Raw genomic sequence first — 18,855 nt, 5'->3', positions numbered from 1 at the left:
CTGCGCATGAGCCCCCGGCGGTTCCCGGCCCAAGCGGTTCGATCTCGAAAGCAGAAGGCCCCCCCGGGTGGCGACGGCTGCAACAAGAGCGGAGGGAACTTGGCAGCCGTCGCCTATGATCTCGATGCGGCGCGTCATCGTGATCAATCTCGTTTAGGCTTGTGAGCAGCGACTACAGCGGCCGCGGCCTCATCATGCGTCGAGAACGATCCCAGAGATACGCCGTCCGCGTCAGCCTCGAACCGGCCATCATCGTTCCGCACGACGTGGCCGAGAACATCGCTGCCGATGACGACAGTTGAGAAAAAGGGGCCATTGCTCATTGATGCGTGATCCCGTTGCGACGCTTCACCAGGCGGATCAGCGCGTTCATCTCGATTGGCCTCGGCTCACGGCCGAAGTGCTCTCGAACTATGTCGACCTCGACGGCGAGCTGCTCTTCGAACGTCAGCGGAGGCGGCTGCATTCGGCGCACGGCATCCTCTGGCTCTTCGCCGGGAAGCATCTCGACGCGGGTCCATTGTGGTCCTGGGCTGTCAGCATCCATCGCCGTCGTCCTGCTTTTGGTTGCGCTTGCGGCGCTTCTCTGCCTCGCGATCGAGGGCGGCGCGGTGCTTGTCCCATTTCGCGCCGAATAGCTTGCGACCGATAGCGTCGACGTCGGCGCGGTCGCGCGGTGCCCGGCTCATGGGTGTCTTGCGTGGCTTGATCGTCATCCAACGCTCCCGGCTTTGACGGCCATCTGCCACAGGTCGGACGTGCCTGGCATCGCGCCCTCGGGGATGTCGGCGAGCGCGACCCACAGGCTTGAGGCGTGCACGACCAAATTCCCCTTACGATATGGCAGGCTGCGCTGGTGGACGCCCGCGAACTTCTGCTGATTGGCTTCCAGTTCGGCGACACGCTCCTCGAGTTCCTGCACCCGCCGCGATGTCCAGATGAAACCTGCCTTCTGAACTGCATGGATGAAGACGGTGTCCTCGATAGTTGCCGCATCGTCCGGCACTTGGCCTATTTCTTGAAAGACCTTAGCCAAGTGGTCCTGGTAATACTCCAGGTGAGCTTCAAACGCCTTGTCGATCCGCGCCTTGTCGCCAGCCTTGCGGGCGCCCCAGGGATATTCAGGCTCGGCGAGGCCCTTGACCTCCCACGACCGCGGCGGCTGCGCTGGCGCTGTGGCCTGCTTGGCTTCAGGCTCGATCCCGGTCTCAAGCTGGACTTGCTTCTCGATCAATCGCTGTGTCTCGGCGTCGACCGTCTTCAAGGCTGCAGCCATTGCGTCACGTTCGGCGCCGATGACTTGCCGATAGCGATTCGCGTATTTCTGGCGAGCCTTGGCCAGATCGCGCAGCCTGGTGCTGATGTCGCGTAATTGTGTGGCCTTGGTATCGACCACGACCGACTGATGGTGCTCGATCGGCGCATGCTTGGCCGTGTCGACGATCTCCCATCCCTCGACCATGGCATCGCCGTTGGCCGGCGCCTCGCAAAGCGAGATTTCGGCGATGGTCCACTCGTTCCAAATCATCTTGCCATCGATGCGATCGAAGTCGATCGGCTTCGATGAGACCGAAACACCGCGCAGCCCGCCGGCACGCATGTCGGCCCAAGCGTCGGCCGAGTCGATGCGAGCTTTGAACTTCAACCCGGCCTTGGTAGCCTTCAATTCGACGATGTGACCGAGAGGCTGGTTGGGGTCGTGCTCGCGAAGCAGCTCGATCGGCAAGGCATCCCAGCGCGCGCCTTCCGGGTGCAGCACGTGGCCGTGCGCATCGAGGCGCGATGTGCTGGCGATGCCGGTGACGAAATGCTCGGCGCCGCCCAAGAATTTGAGCTTGGAAGCGAGGACGGCCTTGAAGTTGCGGGTGTCAGTCATGCCGAATCGATATCTGATTTGAGCAAGGCGCGGCGTGACAGCGTCACACTTTCGTACGCCGCGGCGCATGTGGCTCGCGCAATCCATATCTCGGCCGCCGCGCGGATAGCTTCGCGGTCCTCTGCCAGGTCCGCGGCGAGGTGGCCGGCAGCGACCAGGAAGGCGGACAGGTTCACAGCGTCGACGTCGATGACGATCGGCATCGTGCCTTCCCGAAGTCGCTGACGGTGCTTGCGCATGCGTTCGGCGCCGGTCATGGCAGCGCCCCGACGACGGCGGCCAGGATGACGCCGACGGCGGCGATGGTGAGGGCGAGGGAGAGCGCGCGCGCCGCGGTCATGTGCCCCTCGATACGGCTGCATAACCGTTGGCAAGGCCATCGCGCGTAGACGCTGGACTCTCTTCGTTCAGAGCTTCTTTTCTCTGATCTCTGTTGTTCCCCTTCTGATAAGGCGCTCTATCGTAGGGCGGTGTATACCGCTCTACCGTAGGGCGGTCGTTGCGCTCTACCGTAGAGCGGTCAACTAGAGCCCTTGCAGCCTTGGCCGCCAATCCGTATCTCAGTTGTTTCGGCATCCTCGGCAGCGGCTTTTGCGAGGCCTCAAGCGTCTCGAATGCCCACATCACATTGAGCCGATAGGCCACGCCTCGTTTGTTGCGCGTGACCTTCGCCTGGTCATCTTCCTGCAGGCTTGATATTCGGCCGCGGGTGATCGCCCCCGACTCGCACAACGCCAGCACGGCACGTCGGATCTGGCTTTCAGCGGCGACCCCGACATACTGCGCAAGCGTGCGTTGAGACGGCCAGGCAAGCATCGACTTGGCATCGGCATGCTGCATGATCGCGATCGCGACACGCAACTGCAGCGGGCTGTGCTTGTGGTCGTGCGAGAGGCCGACGGCGGTGAGCCAGTCGAACTTGGTCAGATCGACGAGTTCCTTCTCCCACGGCAGCGGCTTGCGTTCAGGCTTGGCCACCGGCGCCACCGCTGCCTTGCTGACCGCCCGGATCAGGTGTTATATTGTTACGGTCTTTGGTCATCCCCTCCGAAGGCATTTCTGAAGAGCCCGTCGTCTGGTCCGCGACGGGCTTTCGGTTTTCAGGCGGCCGCGTCATTGGCGCCTCCCGACCTGATGCGATTGGCAAGGGCGATCGCCGCACAAGCCTCTTGGGCGTCCAGAGGGAAGCGCGCCCGCAATTCAACCACGGTCGGCCGCGGGCGGAGAGCCTTGGGTGTCTCGATGAGCCACCTGGCGGCTTCCTGAATGACGAAGTCGGGTTCGCGATCTTCCTGGCCCATTACGCGGCCTCCGGAGAGCGTGCTGCGTCGGCCCGCGCGAGAACTGCATAGAGCTCGTCATCGCGCCAGCGGTTGCTTCCTGGGCCTATTTTGAGTGGCTTTGGGAATCGCCGGGCTGCGATGCCGCGGTGGAGTGTCGCGCGGTGAATGTTGCCGAGAATGCGACAGGCCTCGGGCTCATCGACCAAGGTGAAAGCAGGCTGCTGCATGACTTTTCCTTTCGTTGCGGGTTCGCGCAGAAAGGTGCAGCTTGACGCTTGTTAGAAGGAACTAGGCCGATCTACAAAAATGAGCCAAGTCGGTAACGAAGAGCAAAACATCATCCTGTGAATAGCTCAGGTCTCGAAACTCCTTCACTGCGAGGTCATGCGCTTGTCGTGCGCCTTGAGCGACCTGCCCGCCGCCTCGGCTGAGCCGATTACGGTGCTCGTTGATTTCCTTCCGATCAAACCCGGATACCTTCGACACCTTCGCCAGTGCGTCTTGTAGTGACACGCCGTGCCGTGTTTTCAGCGTTGTGACGGCTGCCGCGGCGAAAGCCAACGGAGCCACATGAGACGTGGGTTTGACAGTCCCGGCAGTTCCGGCTTCTCGGCGCCGCTTGCTCTCGAGGTCGTGGCCGATCTCGAGCATAAGGGCGTGCAGCGGATCCGCCAGCGAGCGATCGATGCCTATAGCCGTCAGATATTTGCCAAGCACGCCCACAAGCACCTTCTGCCAGCGCTCGTCCTGGCGATCATAGAGGCTTCGCACGACCTTAAGGGAGCCGACGAGATTGGCGGTGACCTCATCCATATCACGCGGACCTCATCATTGGCACGACGACGTCGCCCCTGCCTTCGATGATGCCGGACAGCCGATCGGCCCAAAGCTCCAGCGCCTCCCGTTTCTCCTTAGCGTAGTCGTAGTGGTCGTAGTGCTTTCCGGTGACCGTGGCTTTCGTCACCGAAACATGGCCCAGCACGTGCGCTACTATGAAAGGGGAGACGCCGAGTTTGGCCATGCCCGTCGCCGCGGATCGCCGTAAGTCATGAGGCGTCCAAGGCGCGATTCCCATGATGGTCGGGACGCCGCGCTTTACGACTTCCTCGCGCTTCACTGCCTTCGGCACCGACGCGCCGGTAACAGCGGCGCGGAAACCGGGTCCGGGGAAGACCCAGTTTGGCACGTCTCTGTCCTTGCGCTCGGAAAGCGCCTCGATGGCAGCGATCTGATCGCGGATGATGGCCACTGCCATGTCCGACAACGGCACGACATGCTCGCGCTTGTTCTTGGCCCGTGCCGACGGGATCGTCCAGACGCGCTTATCGAGGTCCAGCTCGTCGCGGACCATGCCGGAAATCTCCCCGACGCGTTGGCCGGTGACAAGGCAAAGCCGGAGGATGCGCCTCGTCGATTCCCGCATGTCGGCATCGGGCAGCGCCGCCCACATGGTCTTTATCTCGCCAGATGGCAGAACGCGGTCACGCTCGGTCGTCTCGGTCGGCCGCTTCATGCCCTCCACCAGGTTTTCGTCGAGGTCGCCACGCCCGCGCGCCCATCTCACCATGGCCCTCAGGTCTTCAAAGATGCGGTTTGCCTCGACGTGAGCGCCCCTGTCCTTCACCGCATCGATGCAGCGGGTTAGGTCTCGGCGATGAAGGTCTGCCAGCTTGATGGTGCCGATGACTTCGGAGACGTTCTTGCGCAGCCGCCGGCCAATCTCGTCGCCGCTGCGCTTACCTGTAGCGTGTCGGGCGATGTAGTTGTCGACGAGGTCGGCGACCGTCTGTGACGCCGCCAGCGCCTTCTTGTCGGCGACTGGGTCGCCGCCGTCGCCCACCTTCGCCCGGGTGTCCTTTGCCCTCTGACGAGCGCCCTTGTCGCTTCCGAGTGGGATCTCAGGATATGTCCCAAGCTTTAGCCATTGCCGTTTGGATGGCGGCCCATAAACAGCATACCAGGTCTTTTGCCCGCCCGACGACGATCGGAGCACCAGGCCCTTAACGACCGTGTCAAAATAGTCCGTCTTCCGGCCAGAGAGGCACTTGGCAGACTGGATGAATTTGTCGGTGAGTTCGACGGTCGGCATGCGGTCCCCCGAGAAACCGGTGCATGTTGATCTACAGGATGATCTACACAAAACCATGCGCTTTGTCGATACACCATGCGACGCGCGGCGACGGCGTGCAGCGACGTAAGCCTTGCAGGGCAAGGGTTTTGCCTATAACAGTACGTCGCAAGTCGATGCGTGAAGTTGCTTAGGAAAACCTCTGTTAACCGGTTGGTCGCTGGTTCGAATCCGGCCCGGGGAGCCAATTGCCATTGTTTCATTTGATTGAATGAACTTCCGATTCTGCAAGCGCGCGGCGCTGGATCCGGCAGCATGCGGCAACGGTCAAGCCGGGCCGGGCCAGTCTGAGGTAATTTCGTAGTAAAGGATTTCGGCGTCGTCGAGGGACGATCTGCGTCCAGGCGAGATGACGCCGGAGCCGAAGAGAAGAATATCTTCGCGGCGCACGAATACCTCATGGTCGGGTCCCATCGACACAAATGTGCCCGACGAGCTTCGCTCGATAAGCACCGCCTTGCCATTCGAAATGGTGAAGGTCGCGTGGTGCCTTGAGACCCAGGGCCGCTGGATGACGATGTTGCATTCCGGGGATCGGCCGATCGTCACCAATTCGTTGTTTCGGCAGGATCGCAACTGATCTCCATAGCGGATGACCAGATTGATCTGCCGCGGCGGGGCGGAGCGTCTCTCGATAACGGTGCCCCGGCTGACGATCTGCGTACTGAGGGCCCGATCCTCGCTCCCCAGGGTATAGACATCGAAGAGTTCTTGCTTTCCCTTGAAAGCCATTTTGTCGAGGAGCCGCAAGGCACTGCGGCTATCCGCACAAAGGGCTTCGAAGAAGCTCTGGCTGATCAGCACCTCCCCGGGGTTGGCCGTGGTGGACAACCTTGCGGTGACATTGATAACGTCTCCGAATACCGCGCCCCGCGCGCGAATGACCGCCCCGAAATGCAATCCGATCCGGGCGTGCAACGGCCCTTTCGTCAGTTCGCTGCTGATTTGGAAGACGGCCCTCAGCGCCGCCTCCGAACTGTCGAACAGGCTGAGCACGTCATCGCCCTTCGAGTAAATGAAGTCACCGCCGTGCCGGGCGACGATCTCGCGTATCGCGTCGAGGCAATCCGAGATCTGCTGCAGAGCGGCATCGTCGCCGATGCGCTCATAGAGCGGCGTGCTGCCCACGACATCAGCTAGGAGGACTGCGGCCAGAAGTCTTTCCTGATCCATCGGCTCGTATCCGACCAAGAACGCGACGTATATAGCATAACTCACCCTGCTTGCCCGCCTGGGAGCCGGTGCTGTGGTGTGACCATCTTGCACGGCGACAACCCGGCCTTGTTGCCGCCCCGGCAAATGCGCAAGAAACTTTCCACGGCTATGACCAAGGCTGCCAAGCGCACGTTGAAAAGCAAGCGGACGATGCGGTCCGGAACAGCATCCCGAAAGCGAGGACGAGGATAATAGGCGCGGCATACAGGCCGGTTCAGGGCAATGCTGGGTGGCGTGCGCGTGAGACGAGCGGGTGGAGTGTATCATTTTAATACAATCCTCAATTTGTAGACTCCTGCCATGCATCGGCAGCTAGTGTTCTGCGTCCAGGCTAGTGGAGGGAGCCGCGGACCGGGAGGAAAAAAATGTCCATCCAAAAGGAAGACTATCGCACGAACCGAGCCGACTATGCCCTTGCCGCGAAAGGCCAATCGGCCGTCGATGTGGGCCGCAACGAGATTCTAGAAAGAAGAAAGAAGACTGTCTGGCTAAGAGATCCGCGAATCGCCAGATTGGCCGCAAATCCGTGCGAAAGCCTACCAGGACCAAAACCCAGACCGCGCGGGAATTAGCGACGCTGCTTCACCTATGGATGCGTGCCCCATCATAGCGGCAGGAGCGTATATTTGTCGTCAGCCGGTGCCGTATTTCGTTTCCTAGCCCCCGCCGGCTAGCCCTGGCTCTGTCCGCCTGCTTTGTGAACACGGACGCTTTCCTTGCTGCTCCAAGTCCTCCGAGTTTTGTAAGTTGTCATGCTCTTTCGCTGCGCGATCGAGATGATCGCCAACGGTATAGCCGGTGGATTGGATGCGGTAGAGTCACGAACGTTCTGGTCTAAATCTCGGGCTTTGCATCAAAGGGGAGATGGTTCCAGGCCGAGACCTGTGGTCCGCGCCGGCGATCGCGCCTGCAGCGAACCGAGTCTGAGATAGATGGCAGGCACGACGAAGAGGTTCAGAAGCGTTGACGTGATCAGCCCGCCCAGAATGATGATGGCCATCGGATGTTCGATTTCCTGCCCGGGAATGTTGCCGGTGACAACCAGGGGGACGAGCGCAAGACCGGTCGCCAGCGTCGTCATGAGAATGGGCGAAAGGCGTTCACGCGCGCCGCGCAGGACAAGTTCCGGTCCGAAGGGCTCGCCCTCCTCGCGCTCCAGATACAGGAAATGGTGGATCAGAAGCACCCCGTTGCGGGCCGCGATGCCCAACACCGTCAGGAACCCCACGAGGCCGCCTAGCGAGATGATGCCGTCGCCCAGATACGCGGCGATGACCCCGCCGACCATAGCGGCCGGCAGTGACAGGAAAACCAGGGCAGCGAGCCTCCAGCTTCTCAAGGAGGCCTGCAGCAGCATGAAGATCACGACCGCGGCGACAACAGAGGCATAGACGAGCCTGCTTTGCGCAGCCCTGCGTTCCGCCGCCTCGCCCAGCAGCTGGGCATGATAGCCGAGCGGAAACTCGAACTTGGCCAGGCGCTCCTCAACCTCATGGACGACCGAGCCCAGGTCGCGGTCGCGCACGTTGGCATGCACGTCATGGCGGCGCGAGGCGTTCTCACGTTTTATGGTGCTGGCCACCGGGGCAATCTTGACTTCGGCAACGTCGCCGAGCCGGACCTGACCGCCGTCGGGGGTATCCAGGAGAACGTTCTGTACGTCGTCAAGGCCGCGCCGCGATTTGGGCGTCGACCATACCATGACGTCATACACCTTTCCGATGCGATGAACGTCGCTCACCTCGTGACCGGCGAAGATCACGGCAGCAGCGCGACGAACATCGCCGGGCTTGAGACCCCTGGAAGCCGCCTTGGCGATATCCACGGTGACCTGAATTTGCGGTACCGTCTTCTGCGGCTCCTCGTGTAGGTCAATCAGGCCCTCGATGCCGGTCAGGGCGTCGCGGACCCTCACCGCCTGCTCCCGCAACATCGCCGCGTCAGGCCCGAAAATCCGAACCACTATCGACTCGCCCGACCCGGTGAGCACTTCCTTCACGCGCTCGCGAAGGTAGGTCTGGACGTCGCGATAGATACCGGGATAGCCGCCGACCGTGTCCTGAACCGCTTTCAGGGTCTCGTCATAATCGACCTTCGGATCGACGCTGATCCAGTTCTCCGTGAAGTCGATGCCCACCACCTCGTCGGCCACCAGCGCCCGGCCGATGTGAGCGCCGAAGTTGCGCACCCCGGGAATGGATCTCAGTTCTTTGCTGGCAGCCACCGTCATCCGGTACATCTCTGCATGCGATGTCCCGGGCGGCGTCAGCCAGTGCATGAGGAAGTCACGTTCCTTGAAGGAGGGCAGGAGCGAGGTTCCGAGCAGCGGCCAAACGGCCAATCCCGCGACCACGACGACCGCGGTGATCCCAAAGATCGTGCGAGGAGCCGCGATGATCCGCGACAGCATGGCGGCATAGCCTCGCTGCAACCGCCCGACAAGCGGCGAGACGCGCTCGATCGGCGCTCCTTGAAGCAGGATAAGGCAGAGTGCCGGCGTCACCGTCAGCGCCACGGCCATCGAAGCGAGGAGCGCGATGGAATAGGACGTCGCCAGCGGTACGAAGAAAGTGCCCGACAGACCACCCATGAAGAACACAGGGACGACCGAGATGACGATGATGAGGGTCGCGGCGACGATCGGGCTGCGGATCTCGAGCGATGCTTCCAGGATAACTGATGCCACCGATTTGCCAGCGCCGCTGCGGCGATTCTCGCGCAATCGCCGCGTGATGTTTTCAACGTCGATGATAGCGTCGTCCACCACCGATCCCACCGCCACGACGAAGCCGGCCAGCACCATCGTGTTGATGGTCGTTCCGAGCCAGTAGAGAATAAGTCCCGCCGCGACCAGGGAGAGCGGAATCGCCAGCAGGCTGATGAGCGCCACCCGCCACTCGAACAGGAAGGCGCCGAGAACGCAGACCACCAGGACCGATCCCACCAGCAAGGCCATTGTCAGATTATGGATCGAGAGCTCGATGAACGTCGCCGGGCGGAAGATCTGCAGGTCGACGTCGATGCCCTTGAGGCCGTCCCTCATTTCGGCGAAGGCGGCCTCGACGCCGCGCGTGACCTCCAGCGTATTCGCCCACGGGAACTTCTCGACGATCAGCATCATGCCGGGACCGTCATTGATCACAGCGTCGCCGATCGGCAGCGGTTCCCCCCAGGTGACGTCGGCAAAGTCCGCCAGTACCAGTCGCTCGCCGGCTTTTGACTCGACCGGAATTCTCTTGACGTCCTCCAGCTTCACGCTGGACGCTATGTCGGCGCCGATATACAACCGCTGGTTGTCGGTGTCGATGAAGCCTACGGTTTGGCTCTTGGCTGAGCTCGACATCGGCAGCAGGCCGAAGTCCAGCGCATCGGCCGAAGCCTCCATGACCTCGTTCAGCGTCACGCCGTGTTTCAGCATGCGTGCGGGATCGACCTGGATCTGCAGCTGTTTGAGCTTTTCGCCCCACATCGCCACGTTGGCGACGCCGGGCACGCGCAGCAGGCGGAAGCGGATCTTCCAATAGGCGGTCATCGACAGGTCGAGCTGAGTGAGCTCCTTCGACGATAGGCCGATCTTCATGGTCCTGCTGGTCGACGACAAGGGCTGCAGCATGACGGGCGGGCTCGAGCCGAACGGCAGTCTGGCCGACGCAAGCTGCACGCGCTCCTGGACGAGCTGCCGGGCGTGCATGATGTCGGTTCCCCGCTTGAAGATCATGACAATGGAGGACAGCGACATCACGCTCTTCGAGCGGATGACGTCGAGTTCCGGTGTGCCGCGCAGTGCGTCCTCGAGGGGAATGGTGATCAGCTCCTCGACCTCGGCGGTCGACATGCCGATACCCTCGGTCTGAATCTCCACCAGCGGCGGGGAGAATTCGGGGAAGACGTCCACGGGCATCTTGCGGAACACGTCCAGACCCAGCAGCACCATCAGCGCTGCCGCGGCCAGTACCAGATACCGATATTTCAGATTCGTGCCGATGATCCAGCGGAACATGGCCCTGTCCTTTGTTCGGATGATTGGACGCCGGCTAACTCAGGCGTTCGCAAGCGACGGAATGTCTTTCACGCCCGCTCAGTGGCCGCCAAACTTCAATTCAACCCCCATCAGCTCGACCGCGCCGACCGACACGACCGGCGTACCGCGCGCTGGTCCGTCCGACAGCACTGCTATGTCGCCAAGGACGCGCTCGACAGCCACTTTTTGGCGGACGAAGACCAGCGGCTCCGGATTGGAGTAGAGCCAGCTGTCCCCGTGCTCGTCATAGACAACCGACGAGTAGGGCACGATCTTCGCCATGCTGCCGCTCTCCGGCGCCTTCATCGCCACGAACGCATGATCGCCTGGCTTGACGCCGCTGCTTGCCTCGAGGAATTCAAAGAACCGCCCGTCGTCCCGGTCCTTCACCGCCACCGGCCGCGCCGTGTAATATTTACCGGAGCGGCCTTGGCCGGTCAGCAGCACGACCACTAGACCGTCCTTATCCTCGTCCGCCGGGTTGGCGACGCCGAAAATCTCGGCAAACTCGTCGTGGTCGCCGGTCTCGTCCTCGTCATCCTCGTCGTCGACAACCGCGATCAACATCTGGCTCGCCGCGTCCACAGGCACCTTGATCAGGGATTGCCGTGCTTGGCCGCTTTCACCGGCCGGCGCGATGGAAGCCGTCTCCGTAATTGCATTCACCGACGGTTCACCGCTCGCAATCTCGACCTGGGCGTTCATCATCATCCACCGCTTGGCCGTCTCCTCCCGCAGCGCTTCGGTCTGGATGCTCAGTCGTTTGGCAGCCTGTTCGGTCAGAACCACGCGTGGAAATGGGGAACCTGCGACCTCTACCAGCTTGGCAGGCGCGCCTGCGGGCGACTCCGCGACCGCGAGGGGTCCCGTGGCAACCACGACGAAAGCCACACCGGCGACGAGGGATGACTTAAGAAAAAGCCTATTGCGAAGCATGTGCAACTCCTCCAAGGCGTCGTGAAACCGGGCCGGAATGGAGCATCATGGCCGGTAGGACGAACAGATTGATCAGGACTGAAATGACTGCGCCTGCGATCACGACCCATCCCATTGGATGCAAAATCTCCAGACCGGCGGCGCTGCCCATGACCACTGCGGGAAGGAAGGCGAGGCAGGTGACCAGCGTGCTCGTCAGCATAGGCGCAAAGCGCTCGCGCGCGGCCGCCGCGACACGGTCCGGCCAGGATTCGTCACCCTCCCCGGTCCGATCGACGCGGCTGGCCAGAACCAGACCGTTGCGGAGTGCAAGCCCGAGGACGGCGAGAAGTCCGGCAAGCGCCCCAACCGAAACGGTGCCCGTTACCGCCACGAGGATCGCCGCGACGCCACCCGACACTGCCACCAGCGAAAGGAACATGCCGGTCGCCAGTCGCCAGCTTTGCAGCGCCGCCTGCAGCAGGAAGAAGATCAGCACTGCCGCCGACGCTGCGAAGAGCGTCACCTGCAGCATGGCTGCACGGCTCTCGGCATACTCGCCCCGAACGTAGGCATGGTATTCGAAGGGGAGCTGCACCTTCTTGAGCTCTGCCGCCACGTCTTCCGCCACTGCCGTGACGCTGCGGCCTGCGACGCTGGCGTGAACGTCCATGCTGCGCGTGACGCCGTCACGCTCGATGGTGCTCAACTGCGGCACCATCCGCACCTCGGCGATATCGCCAAGGCGTGTATGCGGGCGATCAGGCGTTTCGATCAGAAGATTCTCGACGTCGGCGATGCTGCTTCGTGCGTTGGGAGCCCCCCAAACGACCACTTCGAAGACCTTTTGCTGCTCGAACAGATTGCCAACCTCGAGCCCGGCGAAGACCGTCGCTGCCGCGCGCCGGATGTCTCCCGGTTTCAGTCCACGTGCGGCAGCCTCCGCAACGTCGACCTTGACCTCGATTTCGGGCGAGAAAGCGTTCTTGTCGATGCGTACGGAGTTGATGCCGTCAACGGCGGCGATTCTCGCCGCGACGAGCTTTGCCTGCTCTTCAAGCACGGCCGTCTCGGCCCCTTCGATGCGGACCACCACTGGTTCGCCGGCGTCGGCGAAGATCCGCCCGGCCGTACTGGCCAGATAGCCTTCAACCTTCACCTCGAGGTCCGCGAAGCCTTCCATCGTGTCGCGAATTTGCGACAGTGCGGCGGCTCGGTTCCCCCGCTCGTCGAGCCCAATCCAGAGCTGCCCGGATTCGATGCCGGTGACCTGGTCGCCCGTGATGGCCCTGCCGAGATGGCCAGCGACAGAGCTGACTCCGTCGATTGCGCGGACTTCGGATTCCAGTCGCGCCATCGTGCGGATCATGGCGGGCAAGGATGCACCCGGCGCGGCCTTGAACGAAACGCGGACGGTGCCTTCGTCAAAGGACGGCGACGGCGACCACTTCAGGGCGGGCGTCGCCGCGAGCAGCGCCAACGCGCCGAGACCCACGATCGCATAGGCAGGACCGGTCGTCGCCGAGAACTTCCCCAGCAGCCGCCCGTAGGCCCCACCGAACAGCTGCGCCACCACAGGTTCGGACCTGTTTCCTGCTGCGCTGCCCGAGCGGAAAAAAACCATCGCGAGAGCGGGCGCCGCCAAGAGCACGACGATCATGGCAGCGGCCACCGTGACGACATAGGCCTGAGCCAGCGGCCGGAAGAATGCCGCGGTTTCGCCGTCGAGTCCGAGAATCGGAGCAACCGCCAGCAGACCGATCACCGCTGCATAGATCATTGGCTTGCCGATCTCGCCGATCGCATCGAATACAGGCGCGGCGATCGGACGGCCGCCACCGGCGCGGAGGCGCCGCCCGATGGCCTCGGCAGCCACTACCGCAGTGTCGACCACGAGGGAAAGCGCGGCCGCGAGGCCGGCCAGGTGGATCAGGTTGAAGATCGGGCTGCTGAAATAGAGAGCGACAAGTGCCGCGACATACGACAGGACGATCGCGACGACGGCGATGCTCGCCGCGCCGACCGGCGTCAAGGACAGGAAGAGGGCTACGGACACGACCACCATGGCGGCGATCACCATCCGGACCAGATTGGCCAAGGCGCTGTCGACATAGTCGGAGGCGCGGTAGAGGGAGGCGTCGATGTCGATGCCCGGCATACCTTGGCTCAACTCCGCGAGCGCAGCTTCGACCCCCGCTACGACCGCTTTGGTGTCGACGTTGGGAAGCTTCTCGACAACGAGGATGAGGCCAGGCTGTCCGTTGATCATCGCATCGCCGATCAGCGGCGGATGGCCTTCGACGACCTCGGCCACGTCTCCTAGCCTGAGCGCGGAAGACGGGACAGCAACCTTCGTCAGGTCGCTGGCCTTGCTGATCGGTTGCACATGCTGGATGCCGAGCCTCTGGTTCGGCGTGTCGATCCAGCCTCCGCTTCCGAGTACTGACGCTTCCAGATAACTGAGCGGCGAGACCCAGAGCGAATCCCCGGCGCTCTCTACGGCCTCATCGAGCGAGACGCCGGCCGATTCGAGGCGCTGAGGTTGGATTTGCACCTGAAGCTGGCGAGCGCGCTGGCCCCAGATCGCGACGTTGGCGACGCCCGGCACGCTGAGCAGCTTCGGCGTCATCGTCCATCGGGCCAGCACCGACATGTCGATCAGCGACACGGTCTTGGACGACAGTCCGACGATCATGGCACGGCCTGCCGCCGACTTCGGCTGCAGCATGGTGGGCGGCTTCGAGACATTGGGCAGGGCCCAAGCCATCGTAAGACGCTCCTGCACCATTTGTCGGGCTTTCATCGGATCCATGCCGGGCTCGAAGGTGAGCAACACCGAAGCCATCCCCGGCACCGACTTGGAATGAATTGATTTGAGGAAGGGCGTCGCGGTCAGAATCTCTTCGAGATTGATGGTCACCAGGCTTTCCACTTCGCCTGTCGACAAGCCGAGCGCCTCGGTCTGCACCTCCACGACCGGCGCCCCGAACTCGGGAAGAGCATCGGTTTTGGCTTTGGGAAGCAGAACGGCACCCGCCGCTACCAAGAGTAGCGCGGCTGCTAGGACCAGATGCCGAAATTCGAGACTCAGCTTGACGAGCGTTTGCAGCACGGCAACCCCCCGCGATTCCGCGGCGCGCGAAAGCGCGCCTGCGACAGATCAGAGACAGTCCCAAAGCGTATCATGCGGGAGGGCGCCGCATAATTAATCAATATTGCAAGGCGCTATTACCGTATATCCGGCGGGTCTCTAACTTTTGGAGTAGAGAAATAGTTCATACAAATTTATTAGGATAGCCACTCACGCCGTGAGTGCTCGCGTCGGTTGCATGCGCGTGTGTCTGTTTCCAGCGAAAGGCTGGACGTGCTCTGGCGCAATTTGCCTCGGTCGGGGAGTGCCCGAATATTGATTCGAGGAAGGCGAAGCGGGACCGCCAATTTGCTGCGCCGGCGGTCCTCGGGGGAGCGTACCGGGCGCGGAACAGCGAAGCAGTGTTGTAGGGATGCGACACTTTTGCGTTTGTATGAGACAAGTCGCGTTTGTAAGGGACAAAATGACGAAATCGCAGTTGCCACAGTGGAATCAGCGGATATCATCGACGCGTGGTGCATCTCATGGGGGCTCGCCGGTCATTCGCCTTTTTATCTTAGCGCTTAGTGGCATAGGGCTGCTGTACTCTTCGGCTTCTGCACTGGCGGAGGAGCACGAACGGGCTCTGGCCGAAGAAACGATACCGGCTCTGGCCGAAGAATGCGCCGCGCCCTGCGCGGGGTACGAGGCTACCGCGGAATTGCAGAACGACTGGATATTTGGCGCACATCCGTCTTTCCTGAGATCCAATGTGTTGTTTCCGAAGTTCGAGCTCGATCTTTTCTACGCGCCGACGGATTATCTTCGGTTCGTGAGTGCCATCGTTACCGAGCCCGTGGTCGACCCGGACCCCGGGGAGGATGCGGCCTTTCAAGGGATCGGCACCTATGTCGGTGAGCTCTACGCTCTCGCTAAGGTCGATCCCCTGACCGTGAGGGCCGGAAAGTTCGACACGGTGTTCAGCCTGGCCAGCGAAGCCCTGCCGGGGATACACGCCCCGGATCTGGCGTCTGTTTTCGACGCTGACGAACGTCTGGGTGGCGAAGCTGTTGTTGGCTTCGAGGGCTTTGGGCTGAACCATGCCCTGGCCGCGACGGTATTCACGACCGACCGGACGTTCCTCAGCGAGTCGCTCTTTACCAACCGTGGACGGCTCGCGCTGGCGGATGGCGGTGCCGGCAACACCACCGGTTTATCCTCATTCTCAGTTACCCTTGATGGCTGCAAAGGGGCGGAAAAGGGCGATTGTTACAAGGACGGTGAATTCGGCTATCGCCTTGGCATCCGATACCAGAAGCCCGGGCTGGCCGTCGACACAGGGGAGGAGGAGGAGGAAGAAGAAGAGGAACCGCTGCCGGGGACCGGCAATGAATTGGCCTACCTTGCTGCCGCCACTGGAAGCTTCGACCTCAACGGGAACACACTGAGGCTTCTCGGCGAATCGGCCTACCTCAAGCATTTCGATGGCGGTCCGGACGACGCTCTGCTTCTCACCGGATCTGTCGCGCTGGAAGTGCAACCTATGACCTACATAGCCACCTACACGCATCAGCGGAACTTTGTCGCCGACGGTCCGGACACCCGCGAGCAATTGGCGGATTTCGAAGTAATTTATGCGTCTGGGGAAGAAGAAGACGCGCCGTCCGGCGCGGCGAAATGGAACCTCGGCGCCGCCTACACATTCGCGGAGAATGCTGAGGACGAGAGAACGCACACCTTCAGTGTGCGCGCGACGCTCCAATTCGGCGGACACGTGAAGTTAGGCAGGTAGGTTCGATCGTCCGGATGTCCGGCGCTTGTTGACGGCTGCCTTCTGCTGAACTCGAGTGAGGTCCGCAAGCCCGTCTGCCTGCGCCGGACTTGTTTCTTCTCTCAGGCCGATTGAAGCTATGTCAGCGACCCTTCAGTGCAAGAGTTTCGCCCATCAGCCCTTCACTTCCTTTCCATCCGGATCGAAGACGGGCTGAACGTTCTTGCCCTTGTAGCTTATCTGGAACTCGTAACTCACCTTGCCGTCGCGCATCAGCTTCTCCGCAAGCTTGATCTTTCCACCTGCGAATTTCGTATCAACGGCCGCACGCACCGATTGAGGCACCGCTTCCATCGGAATTGATTCCTCGACGACGATGACCTTGCCGTCTTTATGGTAGAGCACATCGCGCGTCATTGCGCCCTCGACGCTTGCTATCTCGAAAACCAGTTCTCCGTTCTCGACCTCGCGGGCGCATGCCTTGACCTTGGCGACGGGAAAATCCTTGTGGAACATGTCCCGCACCACCAACGGCACCTTATTGCAGGCGATCGGCTGTTCCGCGGCCGACACGCCGGTCGCCCCGGCAAGCACGAGGACGAACGCGCCGGGCGCCAGGCAGTAACGAACAGGTTTCATGGGGGACCTCCTTCATATGATCTCATCGGCTTTCGGAGCACCAACACTGGACTCGACCAGACAAGCACGCAGTGCCGCTTTGCCGCCTCTGCCGCGGCGCCGAGTTCGCTTACTCCTAATGGCTCTGCGGCGGTGTGCGGCTGTACGTACTTGCGCGAGCTTCGCCTGCAGCAATGCGACCCACTAGGTTGACAAGTGTTGCGCAACCGACCCGCCGCGCTAGCCAGCGGAGCGTAGGCTGGCTAAGGGACCCAGCGCGACCGTTGCCCGACGTTGGAAACCTAAGATAGGACAAAGCGCGCCGGCGGACCGATAGCCCAAAACGGCTTTGCCGGCCTAACCGAAAGCCGTAGCGGCTCATGCGAAGTTCCGGACGCCCCCAGCGGGAGGTGGCGCCGTTCCGGGGACCGTCGTCGCTCCCGTCGCGATCATGCCTTTTTGCAGCCGCAGCTCCAGCGCCTGCTCGGCGACGACTTCCTTCAAGCGCTACAATGAGCCGAAATCCCGCTGTCGGTTAAGCCCACTCTGGCGTTGATGTCGGACATCACGGACGAGGCCCCTTCGCAAAAAGGGGTAATCCCGTCGCAAGCGAGTCAGCTCAACTGCCGAATCGTAAAGCCTAACGACTGCAGCGATAAATAGGCGCGTCAACCTGAAAGCGTGCTGGCAGGCACGAGGGAGCCTGCACTGAATGTCTCGCGGAAGTGTCGCCGTAGCGCCCGGCTCGTCTGCTCACGTCTTCGTGCCCGAAGACCCTAACAAGTCCTATGGGTCACGAAAGGCGTTTTGCCTGCAGCGCCGTTTGGGCCGAGGAAGCCAAGAACCCGGCCGGCGCGCAGGCGGAACGATCGACACAGAAGCGACCTCCATCCGCATCCTGACGACCATTCTGCAGCCTATCACGGGACATTTTGTCAACGGAGACGCGGGCTGGCTGCGCGTCGAACTTCTTGATCCGACCAAAACACCTCCAAGCCGCCATCTCAACAACGAAATCCCGAACGTCCTGATCCGCGCCGAGATGCCGATTCTCGCCTTCGAGGCCGAGGGCGGGCGGCTCCAGGACGTCTTCCTTCAGCTTACCGAGGAGACGATCCAATGATCGATACCCCTCCTGTTCAACCGCACGGCCAGCAAAGCCTGGCAAGCGCAAGCGAGCCGCATATCGGGGGGTGCCGTCAAAATGCGGAGCCCAGAAACGCGGCCTCTTCATTCCCGGGGGCCTCGATGAGAGTTCAGTCAGTCAATCAAAGGATGCGAATAAACGCCGCTCGGGCAGCGGGGCTGGTTGCTGCAACTGTTATCCTGTTTTCGCACCCCGGATTGGGTGGGGGCGTACATGAACTGATCCAGATGGCGGGTCTCGGCCTGGTCCTCACCTGCTTCGTTGGCAGAATGTGGAGCATTCTCTATATCGGTTCAAAGAAGAATCTGGAGTTGATTACCTCCGACCCCTACTCGTTGACCAGAAACCCGCTCTATCTCTTTTCTACGCTTGGAGCAGCTGGGATCGGATTGATCCATGGATCGATCGCCGTCGCTCTGGCGCTGGGATTTTTCAGCTATTGGATCTTGGTCATCACGGCAGCCAAAGAGGCCGAACACCTGAAGACGATCTTCGGCTCGCAATACGATTCCTATGCGCGCTATACGCCGCTGTTCTGGCCGAAACTGTCCCAATATACGGACTCTGCCGAAGTTGTCTTCTCCCCGAAAGCGCTCAAGCGCAACTTCCAGGATGGACTGTACTTCCCCGCAGCCTATCCCGCCATTGAAGCAATCGAACAACTGCGAGCAGGCAGTTACCTGCCGATCCTCATGACGATCTACTGAGATCCGCCAGATCCTCTCTCAGCAGCAGGACCAAATGGCCTGCCGATTTCGGCATCGTCACCAGTTCGTCGAGCTTGATGAGGTAGCCGCGGGAGTCTTGGCGC

At 61.7% G+C, this 18,855-nt stretch carries 17 protein-coding genes; 3 read left to right on the top strand and 14 right to left on the bottom strand.

Annotation, left to right across the window (positions count from 1 at the left end; all coding sequences use genetic code 11):
• Positions 1–143: 143 nt before the first annotated feature.
• The 13 genes from CK218_RS30295 to CK218_RS22185 all read right to left on the bottom strand — a co-directional run bounded on the left by CK218_RS30295 (position 144) and on the right by CK218_RS22185 (position 14,550).
• Positions 144–323, bottom strand: a complete 180-nt coding sequence (locus CK218_RS30295) for a hypothetical protein (RefSeq protein WP_143749681.1) — start codon at positions 321–323, stop codon at positions 144–146.
• Positions 320–547: a hypothetical protein gene (locus tag CK218_RS22250; protein ID WP_143749680.1), complete on the bottom strand. Its 228-nt coding sequence runs from the start codon at positions 545–547 to the stop codon at positions 320–322. The genes CK218_RS30295 and CK218_RS22250 overlap by 4 nt, the downstream gene beginning before the upstream one ends.
• Positions 537–716: a hypothetical protein gene (locus CK218_RS22245; protein ID WP_095828899.1), complete on the bottom strand. Its 180-nt coding sequence runs from the start codon at positions 714–716 to the stop codon at positions 537–539. Before CK218_RS22245 ends, CK218_RS22250 begins: the two co-directional genes overlap by 11 nt.
• Positions 713–1,876, bottom strand: a complete 1,164-nt coding sequence (locus CK218_RS22240) for an HK97 family phage prohead protease (RefSeq protein ID WP_095828898.1) — start codon at positions 1,874–1,876, stop codon at positions 713–715. The genes CK218_RS22245 and CK218_RS22240 overlap by 4 nt, the downstream gene beginning before the upstream one ends.
• Positions 1,873–2,133: a hypothetical protein gene (locus CK218_RS22235; protein WP_095828897.1), complete on the bottom strand. Its 261-nt coding sequence runs from the start codon at positions 2,131–2,133 to the stop codon at positions 1,873–1,875. The genes CK218_RS22240 and CK218_RS22235 overlap by 4 nt, the downstream gene beginning before the upstream one ends.
• 79 nt (positions 2,134–2,212) lie before the next feature.
• A complete protein-coding gene (locus tag CK218_RS22230; protein WP_143749678.1) occupies positions 2,213–2,854 on the bottom strand; it encodes a helix-turn-helix domain-containing protein in 642 nt (213 codons plus the stop codon).
• A 122-nt stretch (positions 2,855–2,976) separates the two neighbouring features.
• Positions 2,977–3,177: a hypothetical protein gene (locus CK218_RS22225; RefSeq protein WP_095828895.1), complete on the bottom strand. Its 201-nt coding sequence runs from the start codon at positions 3,175–3,177 to the stop codon at positions 2,977–2,979.
• A gap of 270 nt (positions 3,178–3,447) precedes the next feature.
• Positions 3,448–3,972, bottom strand: coding sequence for a hypothetical protein (locus tag CK218_RS22215; RefSeq protein ID WP_095828893.1), 525 nt, complete (start codon positions 3,970–3,972; stop codon positions 3,448–3,450).
• Position 3,973: 1 nt separating this feature from the next.
• Complete coding sequence (locus CK218_RS22210) at positions 3,974–5,371, bottom strand: site-specific integrase (RefSeq protein ID WP_179294571.1); 1,398 nt, start codon at positions 5,369–5,371, stop codon at positions 3,974–3,976.
• Positions 5,372–5,554: 183 nt separating this feature from the next.
• Entirely contained in the window at positions 5,555–6,460 is a 906-nt protein-coding gene (locus CK218_RS22205) for an FHA domain-containing protein (protein WP_066999928.1), read from the bottom strand.
• Between the two features lie 895 nt (positions 6,461–7,355).
• On the bottom strand, positions 7,356–10,502 hold the full coding sequence (locus CK218_RS22195) for an efflux RND transporter permease subunit (RefSeq protein WP_095828891.1): 3,147 nt from the start codon (positions 10,500–10,502) through the stop codon (positions 7,356–7,358).
• 78 nt (positions 10,503–10,580) lie between these two features.
• On the bottom strand, positions 10,581–11,459 hold the full coding sequence (locus CK218_RS22190) for a hypothetical protein (protein WP_127214972.1): 879 nt from the start codon (positions 11,457–11,459) through the stop codon (positions 10,581–10,583).
• A complete protein-coding gene (locus CK218_RS22185) occupies positions 11,446–14,550 on the bottom strand; it encodes an efflux RND transporter permease subunit (protein ID WP_095828890.1) in 3,105 nt (1,034 codons plus the stop codon). The genes CK218_RS22190 and CK218_RS22185 overlap by 14 nt, the downstream gene beginning before the upstream one ends.
• Before the next feature lie 442 nt (positions 14,551–14,992).
• Here CK218_RS22185 and CK218_RS22180 point away from each other — a divergent pair, with 442 nt between their 5' ends.
• Positions 14,993–16,300, top strand: coding sequence for a hypothetical protein (locus CK218_RS22180; RefSeq protein WP_245435152.1), 1,308 nt, complete (start codon positions 14,993–14,995; stop codon positions 16,298–16,300).
• A 153-nt stretch (positions 16,301–16,453) separates the two neighbouring features.
• Here CK218_RS22180 and CK218_RS22175 read toward each other — a convergent pair whose 3' ends face one another.
• Positions 16,454–16,918: a hypothetical protein gene (locus CK218_RS22175; protein WP_095828889.1), complete on the bottom strand. Its 465-nt coding sequence runs from the start codon at positions 16,916–16,918 to the stop codon at positions 16,454–16,456.
• Positions 16,919–17,660: 742 nt separating this feature from the next.
• Between CK218_RS22175 and CK218_RS30965 the strand changes: the two genes are divergently transcribed.
• The gene (locus CK218_RS30965) at positions 17,661–18,020 is read left to right on the top strand and encodes a hypothetical protein (protein WP_210201076.1); all 360 of its coding nucleotides are present in this window, start codon (positions 17,661–17,663) and stop codon (positions 18,018–18,020) included.
• Entirely contained in the window at positions 18,017–18,751 is a 735-nt protein-coding gene (locus CK218_RS22165; RefSeq protein ID WP_245435151.1) for an isoprenylcysteine carboxylmethyltransferase family protein, read from the top strand. Before CK218_RS30965 ends, CK218_RS22165 begins: the two co-directional genes overlap by 4 nt.
• Positions 18,752–18,855 lie beyond the last annotated feature (104 nt).

Source organism: Mesorhizobium sp. WSM3879, assembly GCF_002294915.1.
GTDB lineage: Bacteria > Pseudomonadota > Alphaproteobacteria > Rhizobiales > Rhizobiaceae > Mesorhizobium.
Note: the sequence above shows the minus strand (reverse complement) of the source record. Positions and strands in the feature narration are given on the sequence as shown.

Excerpts from the sequence above, each read along its gene's own strand:
- CK218_RS22165 (WP_245435151.1), top strand. The coding sequence starts at position 18,017 with ATGATCGATACCCCTCCTGTTCAACCGCACGGCCAGCAAAGCCTGGCA.
- CK218_RS22190 (WP_127214972.1), bottom strand. The coding sequence starts at position 11,459 with ATGCTTCGCAATAGGCTTTTTCTTAAGTCATCCCTCGTCGCCGGTGTG.
- CK218_RS22235 (WP_095828897.1), bottom strand. The coding sequence starts at position 2,133 with ATGACCGGCGCCGAACGCATGCGCAAGCACCGTCAGCGACTTCGGGAA.
- CK218_RS22175 (WP_095828889.1), bottom strand. The coding sequence starts at position 16,918 with ATGAAACCTGTTCGTTACTGCCTGGCGCCCGGCGCGTTCGTCCTCGTG.
- CK218_RS22215 (WP_095828893.1), bottom strand. The coding sequence starts at position 3,972 with ATGGATGAGGTCACCGCCAATCTCGTCGGCTCCCTTAAGGTCGTGCGA.
- CK218_RS30295 (WP_143749681.1), bottom strand. The coding sequence starts at position 323 with ATGAGCAATGGCCCCTTTTTCTCAACTGTCGTCATCGGCAGCGATGTT.
- CK218_RS22240 (WP_095828898.1), bottom strand. The coding sequence starts at position 1,876 with ATGACTGACACCCGCAACTTCAAGGCCGTCCTCGCTTCCAAGCTCAAA.
- CK218_RS22225 (WP_095828895.1), bottom strand. The coding sequence starts at position 3,177 with ATGGGCCAGGAAGATCGCGAACCCGACTTCGTCATTCAGGAAGCCGCC.
- CK218_RS22250 (WP_143749680.1), bottom strand. The coding sequence starts at position 547 with ATGGATGCTGACAGCCCAGGACCACAATGGACCCGCGTCGAGATGCTT.
- CK218_RS22180 (WP_245435152.1), top strand. The coding sequence starts at position 14,993 with ATGACGAAATCGCAGTTGCCACAGTGGAATCAGCGGATATCATCGACG.
- CK218_RS22195 (WP_095828891.1), bottom strand. The coding sequence starts at position 10,502 with ATGTTCCGCTGGATCATCGGCACGAATCTGAAATATCGGTATCTGGTA.
- CK218_RS22245 (WP_095828899.1), bottom strand. The coding sequence starts at position 716 with ATGACGATCAAGCCACGCAAGACACCCATGAGCCGGGCACCGCGCGAC.
- CK218_RS22205 (WP_066999928.1), bottom strand. The coding sequence starts at position 6,460 with ATGGATCAGGAAAGACTTCTGGCCGCAGTCCTCCTAGCTGATGTCGTG.